The organism is Sphingopyxis sp. PAMC25046, assembly GCF_004795895.1.
Taxonomy (GTDB): Bacteria; Pseudomonadota; Alphaproteobacteria; order Sphingomonadales; family Sphingomonadaceae; genus Sphingopyxis.
The window spans coordinates 298,447-316,074 of record NZ_CP039250.1 but is presented as its reverse complement, the minus strand read 5'-3'; the positions used below and the strand labels follow the sequence as shown (position 1 = coordinate 316,074).

The 17,628-nt window shown below is 65.3% G+C and carries 13 protein-coding genes; 6 read left to right on the top strand and 7 right to left on the bottom strand.

The genetic code is table 11. The annotated features are described in order from the left end of the window. Window positions 1-44 precede the first annotated feature (44 nt). From E5675_RS01445 to E5675_RS01415, 7 genes are all read right to left on the bottom strand, one after another. Entirely contained in the window at window positions 45-2,585 is a 2,541-nt protein-coding gene (locus E5675_RS01445; RefSeq protein WP_003046486.1) for a heavy metal translocating P-type ATPase, read from the bottom strand. 190 nt (window positions 2,586-2,775) lie between these two features. Beyond that, entirely contained in the window at window positions 2,776-3,246 is a 471-nt protein-coding gene (locus E5675_RS01440) for an SRPBCC family protein (protein ID WP_003046490.1), read from the bottom strand. 81 nt (window positions 3,247-3,327) lie between these two features. Continuing rightward, window positions 3,328-3,672 carry a DUF190 domain-containing protein gene (locus E5675_RS01435; RefSeq protein WP_003046493.1) on the bottom strand — a complete coding sequence of 115 codons (345 nt, stop codon included), beginning with the start codon at window positions 3,670-3,672 and terminating at the stop codon, window positions 3,328-3,330. A gap of 12 nt (window positions 3,673-3,684) precedes the next feature. Next, window positions 3,685-6,927, bottom strand: coding sequence for a CusA/CzcA family heavy metal efflux RND transporter (locus tag E5675_RS01430; RefSeq protein WP_003046495.1), 3,243 nt, complete (start codon window positions 6,925-6,927; stop codon window positions 3,685-3,687). A 3-nt stretch (window positions 6,928-6,930) separates the two neighbouring features. Then, window positions 6,931-8,100, bottom strand: coding sequence for an efflux RND transporter periplasmic adaptor subunit (locus E5675_RS01425; RefSeq protein WP_003046498.1), 1,170 nt, complete (start codon window positions 8,098-8,100; stop codon window positions 6,931-6,933). A 109-nt stretch (window positions 8,101-8,209) separates the two neighbouring features. Further along, window positions 8,210-9,517, bottom strand: coding sequence for a TolC family protein (locus tag E5675_RS01420; RefSeq protein ID WP_037553274.1), 1,308 nt, complete (start codon window positions 9,515-9,517; stop codon window positions 8,210-8,212). Between the two features lie 65 nt (window positions 9,518-9,582). After that, window positions 9,583-9,945 (bottom strand): hypothetical protein, encoded by a 363-nt coding sequence (locus E5675_RS01415; protein WP_003046504.1) that lies wholly within the window; start codon window positions 9,943-9,945, stop codon window positions 9,583-9,585. A 446-nt stretch (window positions 9,946-10,391) separates the two neighbouring features. Between E5675_RS01415 and E5675_RS01410 the strand changes: the two genes are divergently transcribed. The 6 genes from E5675_RS01410 to E5675_RS01385 all read left to right on the top strand — a co-directional run bounded on the left by E5675_RS01410 (window position 10,392) and on the right by E5675_RS01385 (window position 17,607). Next, window positions 10,392-10,766, top strand: a complete 375-nt coding sequence (locus tag E5675_RS01410) for a DUF3703 domain-containing protein (RefSeq protein ID WP_037553271.1) — start codon at window positions 10,392-10,394, stop codon at window positions 10,764-10,766. Window positions 10,767-10,815: 49 nt separating this feature from the next. After that, window positions 10,816-11,154, top strand: coding sequence for a hypothetical protein (locus E5675_RS01405; RefSeq protein ID WP_003046510.1), 339 nt, complete (start codon window positions 10,816-10,818; stop codon window positions 11,152-11,154). Between the two features lie 65 nt (window positions 11,155-11,219). Next, a complete protein-coding gene (locus E5675_RS01400) occupies window positions 11,220-12,455 on the top strand; it encodes a TolC family protein (protein WP_003046513.1) in 1,236 nt (411 codons plus the stop codon). Then, complete coding sequence (locus E5675_RS01395; protein ID WP_003046516.1) at window positions 12,452-13,714, top strand: efflux RND transporter periplasmic adaptor subunit; 1,263 nt, start codon at window positions 12,452-12,454, stop codon at window positions 13,712-13,714. The genes E5675_RS01400 and E5675_RS01395 overlap by 4 nt, the downstream gene beginning before the upstream one ends. Before the next feature lie 17 nt (window positions 13,715-13,731). Beyond that, window positions 13,732-16,893, top strand: a complete 3,162-nt coding sequence (locus E5675_RS01390) for a CusA/CzcA family heavy metal efflux RND transporter (RefSeq protein ID WP_037553392.1) — start codon at window positions 13,732-13,734, stop codon at window positions 16,891-16,893. A 117-nt stretch (window positions 16,894-17,010) separates the two neighbouring features. Then, entirely contained in the window at window positions 17,011-17,607 is a 597-nt protein-coding gene (locus tag E5675_RS01385; protein ID WP_003046522.1) for a cation transporter, read from the top strand. The last annotated feature ends 21 nt before the right edge of the window (window positions 17,608-17,628 follow it).

Here is a 17,628-nt window from a genome sequence, read left to right as displayed (position 1 = left end):
CCTCTCTCCCCCTTCCGGTTCGATCCCACCGCGACTGTGCGCCCTCAGCCCATGCTGCGATCGCGATAGGCGAGCAGGCGAAGCGCGTTGGCGACGACGACGAGGGTCGAGCCTTCGTGCGCCGCGACCGCCGCACCGATTCCGAGTCCGAAGATCGTCGCCGGCACGAGGACCACGACGACGCCGAGGCTGACCACCAGATTCTGGCGGATGATGCGGCGCGTCTGGCGGCTAAGTCCGATCGCGAACGGCAGATGAGCGAGGTCATCGGCCATCAGCGCGACGTCGGCGGTTTCGAGGGCAACATCGGACCCCGCGGCGCCCATCGCGATCCCGACGGTGGCGCTCGCCATCGCCGGTGCGTCATTGACGCCGTCACCGACCATGGCGACCGGCTGCTGCGCCTTGAGGTCGCGAATGGCGTCGACCTTCTGATCGGGCATCAGGTCGCCCCAGGCCTCGTCGATCCCGACCTCGGCGGCAATCGATTCCGCGACCTTCTGGTGATCGCCCGAAATCATGATCATCCGGCCGATGCCGAGCTCGCGCAGTTTGGCGATCGCGGTGCGCGCCGCTTCGCGCGGCGTGTCCATCAGACCGATCGCGCCAAGATCGCGGTCGCCCATACGAACGACCATCGTCGTGCGGCCCTGCTCGCGGAGGCCGGCGATCGCAGCCGCCACTTCGCCGCCGATCGGCGCGATGCCGTCGGCACCGAACATTTCGGCCTTGCCGATCAGGACGGTTTCGCCCTCGACCTTTGCCGTGACGCCGCGACCCGTCAGGCTGTTAAGGTCGTCCGCCACCGGTACGCGCGTCGACGTCAGCATGGCCTCGCCATCGCGCGCGATGGCAGCGGCAAGCGGATGATCGCTCAGCCGCTCGACCGCCACCGCGATCCGCAGCAGTTCCTCCTTCGGCACGCCGCTGGCCGGCAGGACGTCGGTGATGCGCGGCTTTCCTTCGGTGAGCGTTCCCGTCTTGTCGAACGCCAGCGCGGTCAGCGAGCCGAGATTTTCGAGCGGGCCACCGCCTTTGACCAGCACGCCGCCGCGCGCCGCACGCGCAACGCCCGACAGGACGGCACTCGGCGTCGCGATCGCGAGCGCGCACGGGCTTGCCGCGACAAGGACCGCCATGGCGCGATAGAAGCTGTCGCGGAACGGCTCGTCGACAACGACCCAGGCGAAGAGCAGGACGAACACAAGCGCGAGCACGCTCGGCACGAAGATGCGCTCGAACTTGTCGGTGAAGCGCTGGGTCGGCGATTTCTGCGTTTCCGCCTCGCTCACCATCTTCACGACCTTAGCGAGCGTGGTATCGGCCGCAAGACGGGTTACCGCGATCTCGATCGCGCCATAGCCGTTGATGGTGCCCGCGAAGACGCGATATTTTGCGTCGAGTGCATCGGGCTTTGCCGCGGCCTGCGCACGATCGGCCACCGGTTCCTTGTCGACGGGGACGCTCTCGCCGGTCACCGGAGCCTGATCTATCGCCGTGCGGCCAACGACGACGAAGCCGTCGGCGGCAAGACGCTCGTTGGGCTTGACGATGACGGTGTCGCCAATCGCCAGCTGCTCGACCGGGACTTCGCGAGCCGTCCCGTCGGCATCCTTCACCGTCGCGGTCTGCGGCGCCAGCTCCGCAAGCGCCTCGATTGCGCGCTTGGCGCGGCCCATGGCATAATGTTCGAGCGCATGGCCGAGGCTGAAGAGGAAGAGGAGCAGCGCGCCTTCGGCCCACGCACCAAGCGCGGCAGCGCCGGCCGCGGCGACGAGCATCAGCGTGTCGATCTCGAAGCGCTTGAGCTTCAGATTCTCGATGGCCTCGCGGACAGTGAACCAGCCACCGAAGCCATAAGCGGCAATATAGAATGCGAGCGGCACCCACTCCGGCGCCGCGGCGAGCTTCTCGATCGCAAAGCCGATGCCGAGGACGAGACCGCACAGCAGCGCGAAGATCAGCTCGGTCCGCTCGCCGAAGATGCCGCCATGATCATGGCCATGGTCGTGGCTATCCTCGCCCGTATGGCCATGTTTGTGATCTGGCCCATGCGCGTGATCCGGACCATGGTCATGGCCATCATCGCCATGTTGGTGGGCGGCTTGTGCCGGGGCAGCCGCGGCGACGGCAGTCGATTTCTGAGTGACGCCCATATCCGAGAGTGTCTTTCTGATCATTTCGATGGAGGTCTCCGAGCGCTGGAACTCGGCGCGCAGCGTACCGGCGGCGCCGACTTCGGCCTCGATCACGCCCGGCATTTCGCGAAGCTTCAGTCCGATCGTCCGCGCGCGACGGGCGTGGCCGACGCCTTCGAGGTCATCCCAGAAGAGATGCTGATACTGGCCGGTGAGCTCGGCACCGGCGCTGCGCGCGAGCTGCCGCACGCGTTCGAGCGGGAGAATATCCGGACGGTAATGGATGCAGAGCTGTGGCGGCGAACCGTCGCTTGAGCGGACAACATGGACCTTGTCGACGCCTTCGCGTCCTTCGAGTTCGCTCGTCAGGCGCGCGACGCAGCGGTCGGCGGTATCGGCGACTTCGGGGAGGAGAAGCGGAATATCGAGCCGCAACTGGTCACTCATGATGCCATCCTTTTCTGTTGGCGGTCGGCAATGCGATCCGGGCGCATGTTAAACGCGCGGCAGGATGAGGTGCGGGAGCCATTGCGGGATGCGACCCGGCTCCCGCACCTCCCTGACAGCCGGAAATCCCTGCCCGTGGTGAGGGGGGCGATTGAGAGGGGCCTCCGACGGCCAGGTTTCGAATTCAAGATCATGCGCGGCGCCCGCTTGGCCGCGCGTAGCGGGACTGAACTGTCGTGCGACGGAGTTGCTGTTCGAGCGCCATGTTCGAGCGCTTGAGAAAAACGCTGCAAACCCGCCGCAGAATGGGATAGCCGAGCCATGAGAAGAGACCCGCGCATTCCAGGCGATGGGTAACCTCCACCCCTTGGCCGAGCTTTTCGAGCCGGTAGCTCTCCTCGATGACGAGCAGCCCGCGCGTGCCTGTCCGCCAGGAGAAGCCCGTCAGCCAGTCGAGGCCGGTTATCCGCCCCTCGGATGCAAATTCCGGACCCCGCTTCCCGCGCGGAGAATAGACATAGCCTACGCGCTCATCATCTCCCGGACGATCGGTGAAACGGAGCGTCGGATGCCAGTCGTCGTACCGCTCGATATCGACGAGCAGTCGCCAGACCCGCCCGATCGGGACCGGCAAGCGGAGCGAGGTGCCTACCGAGAACATCGGAGACCTCCTCGCTCGCACGAGCTGGTCCGCGACGCAGGCCGGGGACCTGCGCCGCGGTGTAGACCGGCAAGATGCCGGTCAGCTCTGAACATCGGGGGGCTCCGCGGCGGATTTCCCGCCGAGGATTTCGACCGCTTCGAGCGTGATGAGCCCGATGTCCGGTATTTCGGTCAGCTGCGCCGCAAAGTCGCGGAGCCGCTGCTCCTCGTCGATGATCTCGATCACGACCGCCCGGTCATTCTCCAGCGCATGCTTGCGGTGGAGATGCGCCGAGCGACCGAAACCGAGAACCGCTTCGAGCACCGTAACGCCTGCCAGCTTTTGCTGGCGAGCGAGTTCGGAAATGAACTCGAAGACCCGCTGATCACCGAAGAAGGCGGATTCATCGGTGTAGATGCGCAAGAGCTTGGATGCTTTTGTCATGACAGTCTCTCCCTATTCCGTGACCGGCTGGACCGCCGACTCCGCTTTTCGCTTGAGGAACTTCGGCTGCCAGTTCGCCCCGAGGACGACTTTTGCGATCGCGGGGAGAACGAGCAGCGTCAGGATGGTCGCCGCGATGAGACCGCCGATGACGGTCGTCGCGAGAGGCTTCTGCACCTCGGCACCCGTGCCGGTCGCGATCGCCATCGGCACGAAGCCGATCGCGGGCACGAAGCCGGTCATGATCACCGCACGCATCTTCTCGGTCATGCCCTCGCGGATTGCCTCCGTGAGCGGGACATCATTCTCGAGCCGTTCGCGGATCGCCGTCATGACGACGAGACCGTTGAGCACCGCGACGCCGGCAAGGCAGATGAAGCCCACCGCCGCCGACACCGAGAAGTTGATGCCCGTAAGCGCGAGAGTGAACACCCCGCCCGCGAGCCCAAGCGGCACGGCGAGGAACACGGCGGTCGCGCGCCCGAACGTGCCGAGCGCCATGTAAAGCAGGATGAAGATGCCCGCGAAGCAGAGCGGCACCACGATCGAGAGCCGCTGCGATGCGGCCTGCAGACTTTCGAACTGCCCGCCCCATTCGAGGTAATAGCCCGCCGGAAGCTTCACATTGGCGATCTTCGCCTGCGCTTCGGCCACGAAGGATCCCGCATCGCGGCCTTCGAGGTTCACCTGCACGACGACGCGCCGCTTGCCATTTTCGCGGCTGATCTGGTTGAGCCCTTCGGTCAGCCGGATCTGCGCCACCTGGGCGAGCGGTATCTGTCCGCGATTGCCGCCCTCGGAGGGCAGCAACACGGGCAGCGCGCGGATGTCGTCGAGATTGACCCGGGTCGCGTCGGGGACGCGAACCGTGATGTCGAAGCGCCTGTCGCCCTCATAGAGCAGGCCGGATTCCCGCCCGCCGAGCGCCGCCGACACCGTATCGGCAACCTCCTGTACCGAGAGACCGTAGCGCGCGATCGCATTGCGATCGAGCTTCACGTCGAGCGTCGGAGCGCCGCCCACTTGGTCGGCCTTGACGCTGCCCGCACCCGGTATGCCCTGGAGCACGCGCACCATCTCGTTCGCCGCGAGCGACATCTTGTCGAGGTCGTCCCCGTAGAGCTTGATGGCCACGTCGCCGCGAACGCCCGCGATCAGTTCGTTGAAACGAAGCTGGATCGGCTGGCTGACTTCATAAAGCTGGCCGAGCTGGCCGCCAGCGGCTTTCTCGATACGCTCGACGACATCGGCCTTCGAATCGACACCTGCCGGCCACTGATCCTGGGGTTTCAGGATCACGAAACCGTCGGAGATGTTCGGCGGCATCGGGTCGGTCGCCACCTCGGCCGTACCCGTCTTCGAAAACATCAGCTCGACTTCGGGCAGGCTCGAGATCGCCGTCTCGACGTTGCGCTGCATGACCAGAGACTGTTCGAGGCTCACCGAAGGCACGCGCGTCGAGGCAAGCGCCATATTCTTCTCGTCGAGCTGCGGAATGAATTCCGAGCCGAGCAGTCCGAACGCCGGGATCGCAAGGACGAAGAAGGCAAAGCCGCCGGCGATGAAAGCCCACGGCTTGGCGAGCGCCTTGTCGAGCAAGGGCAGGTAGCGCTCCTTCGACTTGCGGATCGCCCAGACTTCCTTCTCGGCAACCTTGCCGCGAATCATCAGCGCGACAAGCGCCGGAACCAGGGTGATCGCGAGAATGAAGGCCGCAACGAGCGCGAGCATGATGGTGATGGCCATCGGCGAGAAGGTCTTCCCCTCGACGCCCGTAAACATCAGCAACGGCGCGAAGGCCAGTAGGATGATCGCCTGGCCGAAGACGGTCGGTTTGATCATCTCCTGGCTCGCGCGCATCGTCTCCTCGAGACGTTCGCGAAGGTTGAGCAATCTCCCTTCATGCTCCTGCCGGTGCGCCAGTCTGGCGAGGCAGTTTTCGATGATGATCACCGCCCCGTCGACGATCAGACCGAAGTCGAGCGCGCCGAGGCTCATCAGGTTACCGGGGACCCGGAAGGCGTTCATGCCCATCGCCATCATCAGGAAGGAGAAGGGAATGACGAGCACCGCGATGATCGCGGCGCGCCAGTTGCCGAGCAGGAAGAAGAGCGCGGCCGCTACGAGCAGCGCGCCTTCGGTGAGGTTCTTTTCAACCGTGCCGACGGTTGCGTTCACGAGCTTGGCGCGGTCGAGTACCACCTTCACTTCGACGCCGGGCGGCAGGGTCTTCGACACCTGCGCGATCTTCGCCGAAACATCCTCCGCAACAGTGCGGCTATTCTGCCCGATCAGCATGAGCACGGTCCCGATGACCGCCTCCTTGCCGTTCATGCTGCCCGCACCGGTTCTGAGGTCGCCGCCGATCTTCACATTGGCGAGCTGTCCAACCGTCACGGGCACGCCGCCGCGCGTCGCGACGACGGCGTTGCGGATTTCGTCGACCGAGCGGACGCGTGCATCGACGCGCACGAGATAGGCCTCGCCTGCCCGGTTATAGTAGTTGGCACCGACCGCGAGGTTGGCGCGTTCAAGGGCTTCGCCCAGTTCGCTATAGGAAATGCCGTAGCTGGTGAGGCGGGTCGGATCGGGTTCGACCACGAAGGTCTTGGCATAGCCGCCGATCGAGTCGACGCCGGCGACGCCGCCGACCGACTTCAATTGCGGGCTGACGATCCAGTCCTGGACCGTGCGAAGATAGCCCGATTTGGCGATCTCGTCGGTGAGGATATCGCCCTCGGGGGTCAGATAGCTGCCGTCGGGTTGCCAACCTGGTTGGCCCGCGACCTTCTTGGCGCCCTTCCCGTCGGGATTTTTGTAGCCGACGGTGTACATGACGACCTCGCCGAGACCCGTCGTGACGGGACCGATCTGCGGCTGGGCCCCGTCGGGAAGATTCTCGCCCGCCTGGAGAAGCCGTTCGCCCACCTGCTGGCGCGCGAAATAGAGGTCGGTTTCATCGGTGAAGATTGCCGTCACCTGGCTGAAGCCGTTGCGCGAGATCGAGCGTGTCGTCTCGAGCCCCGGAATGCCGGCGAGCGAGATTTCGATCGGATAGGTTACGAGCTTCTCGATTTCGACCGGCGAGAGACGCGGATCGATCGTGTTGATTTGCACCTGCTTGTTGGTGATGTCGGGAACCGCGTCGATCGGCAGCTTGGTGAGCTGCCATACGCCGAGTCCCGCGATCACGAGGAAGAGAAAGAGTACCGCCCAGCGCGCGCGGACGGATAGCGCCATCAGTTTCGCGATCACGGTTTATTCCTCCTCGCCCGCGCCCTTGCCGAGTTCGGCCTTGAGCAGGAATGCGTTCTTGGTCGCGACGATCTGGCCCGGCTTCAGCCCGGCGAGGATTTCGACACGGCCCGCGCTGCGCTGGCCGACGGTCACCTGCTGCGCGCGGAAGCCGTCCTTCGTGCGGACGAACACCACGTCGCGGCCTTCGAGCGTCTGGAGGGCTTCGTCCGCGATCACGATACGGGCCGGCCCACCGGTTTCGGCGCCGCGGCTCGGAAGCAGCCGCACCCGGACCGCCAAGCCCGGCTGGAGCGCCCCGGGTACGTCGAGCACGGCGGTTGCCGAGCGCGTGTCGCCCGACAGGCCGGGCGTGACGGCGCGCACGCGGGCATCGATCGTCCGTCCGTCGGGAAGTTCGATGATCGCACGGTCTCCGGGCGAGAGCCGCTGGGCATCGGCCGGACCGACGGCGGCCTCGATCTGCACCTTGCTGGGATCGGCAACGCGGAACAATTCGGTTTCGGGCTGAACGAAGGCGCCAAGGCTGGCGTTCTCGGCCGTGATCCGTCCCGAGATCGGGCTTGCCACGATGACGCTGCTGCCATCGCGCGTGACCTGCGCGGCGCTCGCTGCGGCACGCGCGCGCTGCGCTTCGGCCGCGGCGGCCGCGGCTTCGGCTTGCGCCTGCTCATAGTCGACGCGCGCCGACACCTTCTGGTCGAACAGGGTCTTCTCGCGGTGGAGATTTTTCTGCGCGAGCGTCGAGCGCGCATCGGCGGCAATCCGTTCGGCCGCAATCTGGGCGGCGTCGCGGCTTTGCACGATCGCGATCGTCTCACCGGCGCTGACCGGATCGCCGAGCCGCTTGAAGAGACGGGTGACCGCGCCGCCCGCGCGGGCGGTGACGATCGCCTCGCCGCTCGGCGCGGCGGTAACGGTCGCTTGCGAGATGATTTCCGAACCGAGTCCGCCGGCGCCGATCGTCTCGACGCCGATCTCGGCGGCCTTGATCGCTTCGGGCGTGATGGCGAGGCTGCTCGGAAGGGCTTCGCTCGCCGCTTCCTTTTCGCCTTCGGCAGCCGGCGCGGCGGCCGGGTCGGCGGTGCAGCGTGCAACGCCGAAGCCCGTGACGGCAGCGAGTATCATGGCGCCCGCGACAGTGCCGAGGAGACGCTTGTCCTTGGTGATCATATTCTATCTCCGCTGTTGATGCGGTTCGCGCGCCGACCGGCGGCGCACCCCTGTTGACTTGGAAGGACGATGGCGAAGGCGCCTCCGTCCACTGGAAGGCTCGGCGCGCTCATGGCTGATGATCCGCATCGCCGTCGGCGGCTGCCTGGCGCGATAGGATGGCGCGGGCTTCGGCCCGGGCCTGGCGCGCCGCGATCAGTTCGGCCTGCGTTGCCGCATAGGCCTGCTGCGCGTCGATATATTCGACGAGCGAGGACTTGCCGGCGCGGTAGCTGAGTTCGGCGAGCCGGACACCTTCGCGCGCCTGCTCGATGCCGCTACCCTCAAGCGCCGCGAGGCGGGCCTCTGCGGCTTCGAGTTCGGCCTGCGCATTGGCGATCTCCGCCTGAGCATTGACCACTGCATTCTCGCGCCGCGCAATGGCGGCGGCGACATCGGATTTGGCTGCCGAGATGTTGCCGCGGTTGCGGTCGAAGACGGGGAGCGGCACGGAAACATTGGCGATCAATGCGCGATCGCCGGTGTCGCGAAGCTGACGCACCCCGAAGCCGACCGACGGATCGAGCCGGCCATCGGCGCGCTGCCCCTGGAGCCGCGCTTCAGCAATCAGCTTCTCGGTTTCTGCCAAGCGAACGTCGAGCGTCGCGAGCGAGTCCACCGTCTCCGGTGCCACCCACATATCGCCTTCCATCAACTCGGCAGGCGGGACCGAGCTTCCAAGGAGCGCCGCGAGCGAACGCCGGGCGGTCCTTTCTTCGGCCTCGGCCGTGCGTAGCTCGGCGGTGGCCTGAACGAGAGCCGCATTGGCGCGGAACGCACGGAGCGGCGGCTCGTTGCCGGTATCGACCATGGCCTGTGCCACGCGGACGAGTTCGCGGGCACGCGCTTCATTTTCGCGTGCGAGCGCGAGGCTATCGCGGGCCGCGAGAGCGGTCGCGAACTGGTTGCGGACATCGAGCGCAAGATCTGCGCGTGCAATCTCCAACTTGTACTTCGCGGCCAGAAACTCGGCGTCGGCGAGCGTCATGCGCGACCGGCGCCGGCCCCCGATATCGAGACGCTGATTGACCGACACGGTCGTTTCGAGACCGTTCAGGCCCGAGTAGGGGCCGGTGCCTGCGAAATTCTCGACATCGACATTGAGCGTCGGATTGTAGCGATAGCCCGCCTGACGCTGGCGACCGCGAGCGGCCTCCACTTCGGCTTCGGCGGCAACCACGCGCGGCGAGCGCGCGTCGGCTTCCTCCATCGCCTGCGCGAGGGACAATCGAGCGGGAAGCGGGCCGGTACGCACGGCCTCGCCTGCGGAAGAAGGCGGTCCCACCAGCTCCGTCGCTGCCGACTGGGCAGCGGCGGGCGCGGAATTTGAGCCTGCAACGAGCGCCACGAGACTCGCGGCGACAACTATGGATTTCATGAAAAGGAGACTCCTGACGTTTCCAGGGAGAAGCGCACGCGAAGGGCACGCGCAGACCTAGAGCGTCAGGCGATTGGAGGGCGGAACGTCCCGATATAGGCGACGGGCGGCAAGGCGGCCGTCAGGATGCGCGTATGCGCTTCAGGGGCAGGCGTTTCGGTCGCTGCCGACAGCGATTCCGCCGGGACGCCCGAATGGTGACCGTGGCAGCCATGAGCGGCGGCAGGCACCTGCTGCTTTTCGCCGGGAGAGGATTTTTTCTTGTCGACTTCGGCGCCTTCGATCGCCGGTGCGGGAACGCAGCCGGCTTCGATCACAGCAACGAAAAGGCTCGCCTCGGCCCGATCCTCGGTCGCATGTGCGAGCGACCCCGCAACCGTTCCGGATGCAAGGAGAAGGGTCAGGAGGAAGAGGATCACCCGTCGCATTGAAACCGGCCCCTAGCATCGAAACGGCGCGGTGAAAAGTAGAAGATTTTCAATCAACTTCGGCGGCACTCTTCGAACCCCCGAACCGGCTCCGTAATTTTATCTCATGGAGGTAAGAGAGCAGTGCACCTTGCCCCTCTATAGTTGCAGATGCGCCTCAAGAAACAGGATATCGGCCGAACAATCACGCGTTAAGCACAATAATTCTACAATTGTCTTTCACTCTTATTTCTATCGCTTCGCTATTGGCCCCCGCCTCCTTTGTTCGGGACGACATTCGAGCGATATGCTTCCCGTGAGACGAGGGGGTAAATCGGACGCAGAGCGGCACAGCGTCCTGCCGGAACATCAGGGCTTGACCCTGTATCTACTACAGGGTGCAAGAGCCTGCCCTGCACAAAAAAGGGGGAAAGAGGATGGTGCCGCCGACAGTAAATCCCGTGAGCATGGCCGTCATCGAGCCGCTGCTGCGCGAGCAATATCGCCTGTTTTGCGAATCACGCCGAATCGGAGATGAAGCCGCTGCGTGGCAGGCGCTGGAATGGGAACATATATTGAGCCAGCCCTATATGGGCGCGCATCTCGCCTCCCACTGGCACATGTTTCGCTATGCGATCGAGCTCGGCGATGCCCGTGAAGCTACCGGTCAGGCAATGCGGTTCCTGCTCGTCCCGCTCGGTTCGCTGACCGGCCGCCTCCCCGCAGGGAATAATGGTCGCGCGCGGGTGAGCGCCTTCGAGCCGATGCCGATGCCGCAGGCCCTCGAAGCGCTGATCGAAACGGCCCGGTCGACGGAGAGCCGCGCTGCGCGAACCGATTGATCCGGTTTTGGACTTCCGGAACGGGTCATTCGCTGTTAGGGGCGCGACCATGTCCGGCGCTACCCTTCGCCTGTTGCTTGTGTTCATCCTGCTGCTCAGCGGGCTCCACAATGCTGCGCCGGCGATGGCGGGCATGACGCACCATGCGACGGATTCGCATCTTTCGCACCATGTCGAGCCGGGCCATGCGTCGGACAAGGACACGCAAAAAGGTCAGCAGGACGCCGACCTCCACGGCAGTCACCATAATTGCCCGGTCGCATCCGATCAGGCCCTTTCGGGTCATGACGATCTGTCCTGTTTTTCCGGCGGCCTGCACTTTGCGTTGCCCGCGACGCGCCTCGCTTCGCGCGCGCTCGCACCGCCCCTGAACCCTCCCCTCGCCTGAACGCCGCCTGCCGCGCGGCCCCTTTTCGGCCTGCGCTCAGTCGAATCGTTCAGGAGTGATCATTCATGCATATCCATATGCGCGCCGCCCTGTTGGCCGGGGCTGCGCTGCTGGCGGGGTCCGTTTGGGCCCAGCCGCTAACGCTCGACCAGGCGGTCGAGCGGGCCATCGCTGCATCGCCCGAGCTTAGAGCGGGCGAAGCGGGGGTCGACGCCGCGCGCGCCGACCAGCTGCAAGCCCGCGTCCGTCCCAATCCGACCGTGTCGGTCGACATGGACAATGGCGTCGGGACGGGCGGCTATGGCCTGTTCCGGCAATCGGAACTCACCGTCACCTATTCGCAGCCGCTCGAACGCGGGGGCAAGCGCGAGGCGCGAATGGCGCTTGCCGAGCGCGGTGTCGTTCTCGCCGAGGCGCAGTGGCGGCTCGTCCGGCTCGACATCGCCCAGGAAGTGCAGCGCGCCTATATCGACGTCCAGATCGCCGAGCAGATGGTCTGGATCGCAGAGGATCGCGTCAAACTTGAAAAGGAGATGCGGACCGAAGCGATCAGGCGCGTGCGCGGCTACAAGGATCCGCTCTTCGTCGAGACGCGCGCCGATGCCCGCATTCTCGAAGCCGAACTGGCCCTGAAGGAAGCCCAGGCGAAGCGGCAGTCCGCACGCGCATTGCTCACCTCCTTCTGGGGCGGCACGCCTGACAGCCTCGTTATCGCCGAGGGGATCGAGAAACCCGATCCGCGCGATCCGCCGCTCGCCGAAGCCGACGCGGCGGTCTTCGACGCCGCCGTCGACCGGGCCCGCGCGCAGGTCGTCGTCGAGCAGAGCCGTGCGCACCAAGACTATACGGTCTCGGGCGGCACGCGCTTTCTTCGCGAGACCAATGATGTCGCCGTTCTTGGCGGCATCTCGATCCCGCTCGGACGGTTCGACCGCAACCAGGGCAATATCGCCCGGGCGCAGGCCGAACGGCGGCAGCTCGAGTTCCAATCCGAAGCGAGCCGGCTCGAGCGGCTGCGGCGCCTCGCGTCGCTGCGCGCCGATGCCGACGCCGCACGCGTCCGGGCCGAGGGCATCATGAACGACGTCTATCCCAAGGCGGTGAAGACGCTCGGCCAGGTGCGCGAAGGCTATGCCCGCGGCGGGTTCCTGTTCGCCGACGTACAGGATGCCGCCGACGTCATCATCCAGATCCAGGGTCAGTGGGCCGAGGCCATGACACGCTACCGCGATTTGCTCGCGGAGATCGATCGCCTGACCGGCCGCTTCGATGCGGCTCCCCTTGCGGAGAATATTCCATGAAGAAGTTTCCATTTCCCGCCGCGGCTGCGGCGCTGTTCCTTGCTGTGCCTCTCGCTGCCTGCGGTGGCGGAGCCGAGGGCGAAGACAAGCATGAAGAAGGCGAAAGCCACGCTGAGGGCGAAGGCGAGGAAGATGCCAAAGGCCCGAACGGTGGCAAATTGCTCAAGAATGGCGATTTCGCGGTCGAGGTCATAATCTTCGAGAATGGCACCGAGCCGCAATTCCGCGTTTTCGCAACGCGGGACGGCAAACCGGTCGACCCGAAGGATGTCCAGCTCGCCATCACCCTCACGCGGCTTGGCGGCGACGTCGATCGCTTCACCTTCCGCCCGCAGGGCAAATTCCTCGCAGGGCAAGGTGTCGTCACCGAACCGCACAGCTTCGACGTCGAGGTTGTCGCGGTGACGGGCGGCAAGCGGCACGTTTGGAAATATGCGAACCCCGAAGGGCGCACGCGGATCGGGGCTGACGCCGCCAAGGCCGGAGGCATCGAAACCGCGGTCGTCGGACCGGCGACGGTGGGCGAAATGCGCGAACTCTACGGCACCGTCCAACTGTCGCCGACCGCCCGCTCCGAAATTCGCGGCCAGTTCCCCGGCCGCGTCGTCTCGGTGACCAAGGCGGTGGGCGACAGCGTCCGCCGTGGGGAACTGCTCGCGCGCATCGAGTCGAGCGAGAGCCTCCAGGTCTATCCGGTATATGCGACGGTCGGCGGCGTGATCGCCGAGCGCAACGCCAACCCCGGCGACGTCACCGACGGGCGCGCACTCTATGTGGTCACCGACCCGGCGCAGACCACGGTCGTCTTCAACATCTTCCCCCGCGACCTCGCGATCATACGTCCGGGCATGCGGGTGACGGTGGAGACGCAGGACGGCGCCGAAATCGCGACCGCGCCGCTCGGGCAGTTCCTGCCCGACGGCAATGTCGAGGCGGGCACTGCGCTCATCCGCGCGACCATCCCGAACCGCTCGGGAACGCTCCGCCCTGGCATGGCCTTGCGCGGCCGCGTGATGGTCAACCCCGTCACCGTGCCGCTTGCCGTGCGCACCGAGGCGATCCAGCCCTTCCGCGACTTCAAGGTGGTCTATGCCAATTTCGGGCAGGACTATGAGGTCCGGATGCTGAAGCTCGGCCGTTCGTCGCCCGAATGGACCGAGGTCCTGTCGGGCATCAAGCCCGGCACCGCCTATGTCACCAAGGGCAGTTTCCTCGTTCGCGCCGACATCGAAAAGTCCGGCGCGGGCCACGACCATTGATCGGGGAGCAGGATAACATGCTAGCCAGAACCATAGGCTTTTCGATCCGGCAACGATGGCTCGTCCTCGCGGTGGTCGCGCTCCTCTGCGCGATCGGCGCGTGGAGCGCGACCAAATTGCCCATCGACGCCGTTCCCGACATCACCAACGTCCAGGTCCAGATCAACACCAAGGCGGAAGGCTATTCGCCGCTCGAGTCCGAGCAGCGCATCACCTATCCGATCGAGACCGCGATCGCGGGCATCCCGAACCTCAACTATACCAGGTCGATCTCGCGCTATGGCCTGAGCCAGGTCACTGTCGTCTTCGAGGACGGGACCGACATCTATTTCGCGCGCCAGCAGGTCAACGAGCGGCTCCAGGCCGCGCGCGGCCAGCTTCCGCCCGGGATGGAGCCCGAAATGGGCCCGATCTCGACGGGCCTCGGCGAAATCTTCATGTTCTCGATCGAGGCCGAACCGGGCGCGCGAAAACCCGACGGCACGCCTTATACGGCGGAAGACCTCCGGACGATGTCCGATTGGGTCATCCGGCCGCAGATGCGCACGATTCCGGGGGTCGCCGAGATCAACACGATCGGCGGCTATGCCCGCCAATATCATGTGACACCCAACCCGGCCTCGCTCGCCTCGCTCAATCTCTCGCTCAACGATGTCGTCACCGCACTCGAGGCCAATAATGCCAACCGCGGGGCCGGTTATGTCGAGCGCAGCGGCGAACAGATTCTGATCCGCGTGCCGGGTCAGGCCAATAATGAGCGTGACCTGTCGCAGATCATCGTCACCACCCGCGGCGGGGTTCCGATCCGGATCGCCGACGTCGCCGATGTCGCGATCGGCTCGGGGCTCCGCACAGGCGCCGCAACCGAAAATGGCAAGGAAGTCGTCCTCGCGACGGTCTCGATGCTGATCGGCGAGAATCCGCGCGTGGTGGCGCAGGCCTCGGCCGAACGCCTCGTCGAAGCCTCGCGTGCGTTGCCGAAGGGTGTCGTTGCCAAGCCGCTCTACGATCGCACCGCGCTCGTCGAGCGGACGATTTCGACGGTGCAGAAGAATCTCGCCGAGGGCGCGCTGCTCGTCATCGTGATCCTGTTCCTGCTGCTCGGCAATTTCCGGGCCGCGCTGATCACGGCGGCGGTCATTCCGGTCGCGATGCTGATGACGCTGACGGGCATGCTCCAGACGCGGACATCGGCAAACCTCATGAGCCTCGGGGCGCTCGACTTCGGCCTCATCGTCGACGGGGCCGTCATCATCGTCGAGAACTGCCTCCGCCGGCTCGGCGAGGCTCAGCACAGGCTCGGACGCCTGCTCGACCGCGACGAGCGCTTCGGCCTAGTCGCTTCCGCAAGCGCAGAAGTGATCAAGCCGAGCATCTTCGGCATTATTATCATCACCGCAGTCTATCTGCCGATCTTCGCGCTCGAGGGCGTCGAGGGCAAAACCTTCCATCCGATGGCGATCACCGTCGTCCTCGCGCTTACCGCCGCTCTGCTGCTGTCGCTCACCCTGGTTCCGGCCGCGGTGGCGCTGTTCGTGACCGGCAAGGTCGAAGAAAAGGAAAATTGGCTGATGCGCGGGCTCGGCAAGGGCTACCGCCCGATGCTCGACCGCGTCCTCAATTGGCCGAAGGCTGCGCTGGCTGGTGCTTTGGCGCTTGTCGCGCTGAGCGGCGTGGCGGCGACCAGTCTCGGGTCCGAGTTCATCCCGGACCTCGACGAAGGCGATATCGCGATGCACGCGATGCGCATTCCGGGGACGAGCCTCACCCAGTCGATCGCGATGCAGGAGGCGCTGGAGAAGAGGATCAGGCAGTTCCCCGAAGTCGAGCGGGTGTTCGCGAAGATCGGCACTCCCGAGGTAGCGACCGATCCGATGCCCCCGTCGGTCGCCGATAATTTCATCATGCTCAAGGACCGGAAGGAATGGCCCAATCCGAGAAAGACGCGCGACCAGCTCGTTGCCGAACTCAACAAGGCGGCGAACGAGGTGCCAGGGAACAATTATGAGTTCACCCAGCCGGTGAAGATGCGCATGAACGAGCTGATCGCCGGCGTTCGCGCCGACGTGGCGATCAAGTTGTTCGGCGACGACCTCGATCAATTGCTCGAATCGGGGCAGGCGATCGAGGAAGTCGCGGGCGGGATTGCGGGCGCGCAGGACGTGAAGCTCGAACAGGTCACCGGCCTGCCGATGCTCTCGGTCACGCCCGATCGCGACAAGCTCGCGCGCTACGGTGTCAGCATGGAAACGGTGCAGGATGCGGTTTCGACAGCGACCGGCGGCCGTCAGGCCGGCGAGCTTTTCGAGGGTGACCGCCGCTTCGACGTCATCGTCCGGCTTCCCGAGGCCATTCGCACCGATCTCGCGTCGCTCGGCAATCTCCCCGTTGCACTTCCGGCCGGCGGCTTCGTGCCGCTTTCGGAGCTGGCGGAGATATCGCTCGCGGCGGGGCCGAACCAGATCAGCCGCGAAAATGGCAAGCGCCGCGCGGTGATCACGGCGAATGTTCGTGGGCGCGATCTGGGCTCGTTCATCGACGAGCTCACGCAAAAGGTCGAAGCTGAGGTCGTGCTGCCCGATGGTTACTACATCGAATATGGCGGCACATTCGAGCAGCTTCAGTCCGCGACCGAGCGCCTCCAGATCGTCGTGCCGCTGGTGCTGCTGCTGATCTTCGGGCTGCTGTTCATGCTGTTCGGCACGGTGCGCGATGCTGCGATCGTCTTCTCGGGCGTGCCTCTGGCGCTGACGGGCGGGGTCGCGGCGCTGGCGCTGCGCGACATTCCGTTATCGATCTCGGCGGGCGTCGGCTTCATCGCTTTGTCCGGGGTCGCGGTGCTGAACGGCGTGGTGATGCTATCCTTCATCAAGGATCTGCGCGAACGCGGAAAAGCGCTCGTCGAGGCGATCCGCGAAGGCGCGCTGACCCGCCTCAGACCGGTGATGATGACGGCGCTGGTGGCGTCGCTCGGGTTCGTACCGATGGCGCTCAATGTCGGGGCTGGGTCCGAGGTGCAGCGGCCGCTGGCAACTGTCGTCATCGGCGGGATCATCTCGTCGACGATCCTGACTTTGCTCGTGCTGCCGGCCCTGTACCTCCTGGTCCATCGACGGACCGCGAAGGCCGAAGAGGAAGAGCTGGCGCGCCCGAGCAGCGTCCCCAGCCCCGAAGGCTGAGACACTCCCGGATGGCCGCCATTCCCCCCTGTCGGCGGCAACCGAGAGTGCTGACTGGGGCGGAACCCAAGCGGGTTCCGCCTCCTTTTAGGGATGGTGAGGATTGAGGAGCTTGCAATGAATGAAAAAGCATCCGGGAGCGAACGCGAAAAGCGAACGCTCCAGATCGTTCTCGTCCTGAACTCGGCTATCGCGATCGCCTTCCTCGTAACCGGCGGGCTCGGCGATTCGAGCGCGCTCATCGCCAATGGGCTCGACAATCTGTCCGACGCCGCGGTCTATGCCTTGAGCCTCGTTGCGCTCAGCCACGGCCTGAAATGGAAAACCCGTGCTGCCACGGCATCGGGTGTCATGCTGCTGGTCTTCGCGGCCGGCGTCCTGTTCGATGTAGGACGGCGCTATTTCGAAGGCAGCGAACCGATCGGTCCGACAATGATGATCATGTCGGCCGTCGCTGCGGTGGTGAACTATGCTTGTCTGAAGCTCTTGCAGCGCATTCAGGATCCGGACGTCAACCTCAGAGCCGCGACAACCTTCAGCTACAACGACTTCATCTCGAACGGCGGCATCCTGATCGCGGGTGTCCTCGTCTGGTGGCTCGGTACGAACTGGCCGGACCTTCTGGTTGGATTTGCGACTGCGCTGATCGCGATCAAGGGCGGCATCGAAATCCTTCGCGACGCCCGCCAAGAGGCCAAACAGCAGAAAGATTAGAGCATGTGAGGCGTGTCGGAT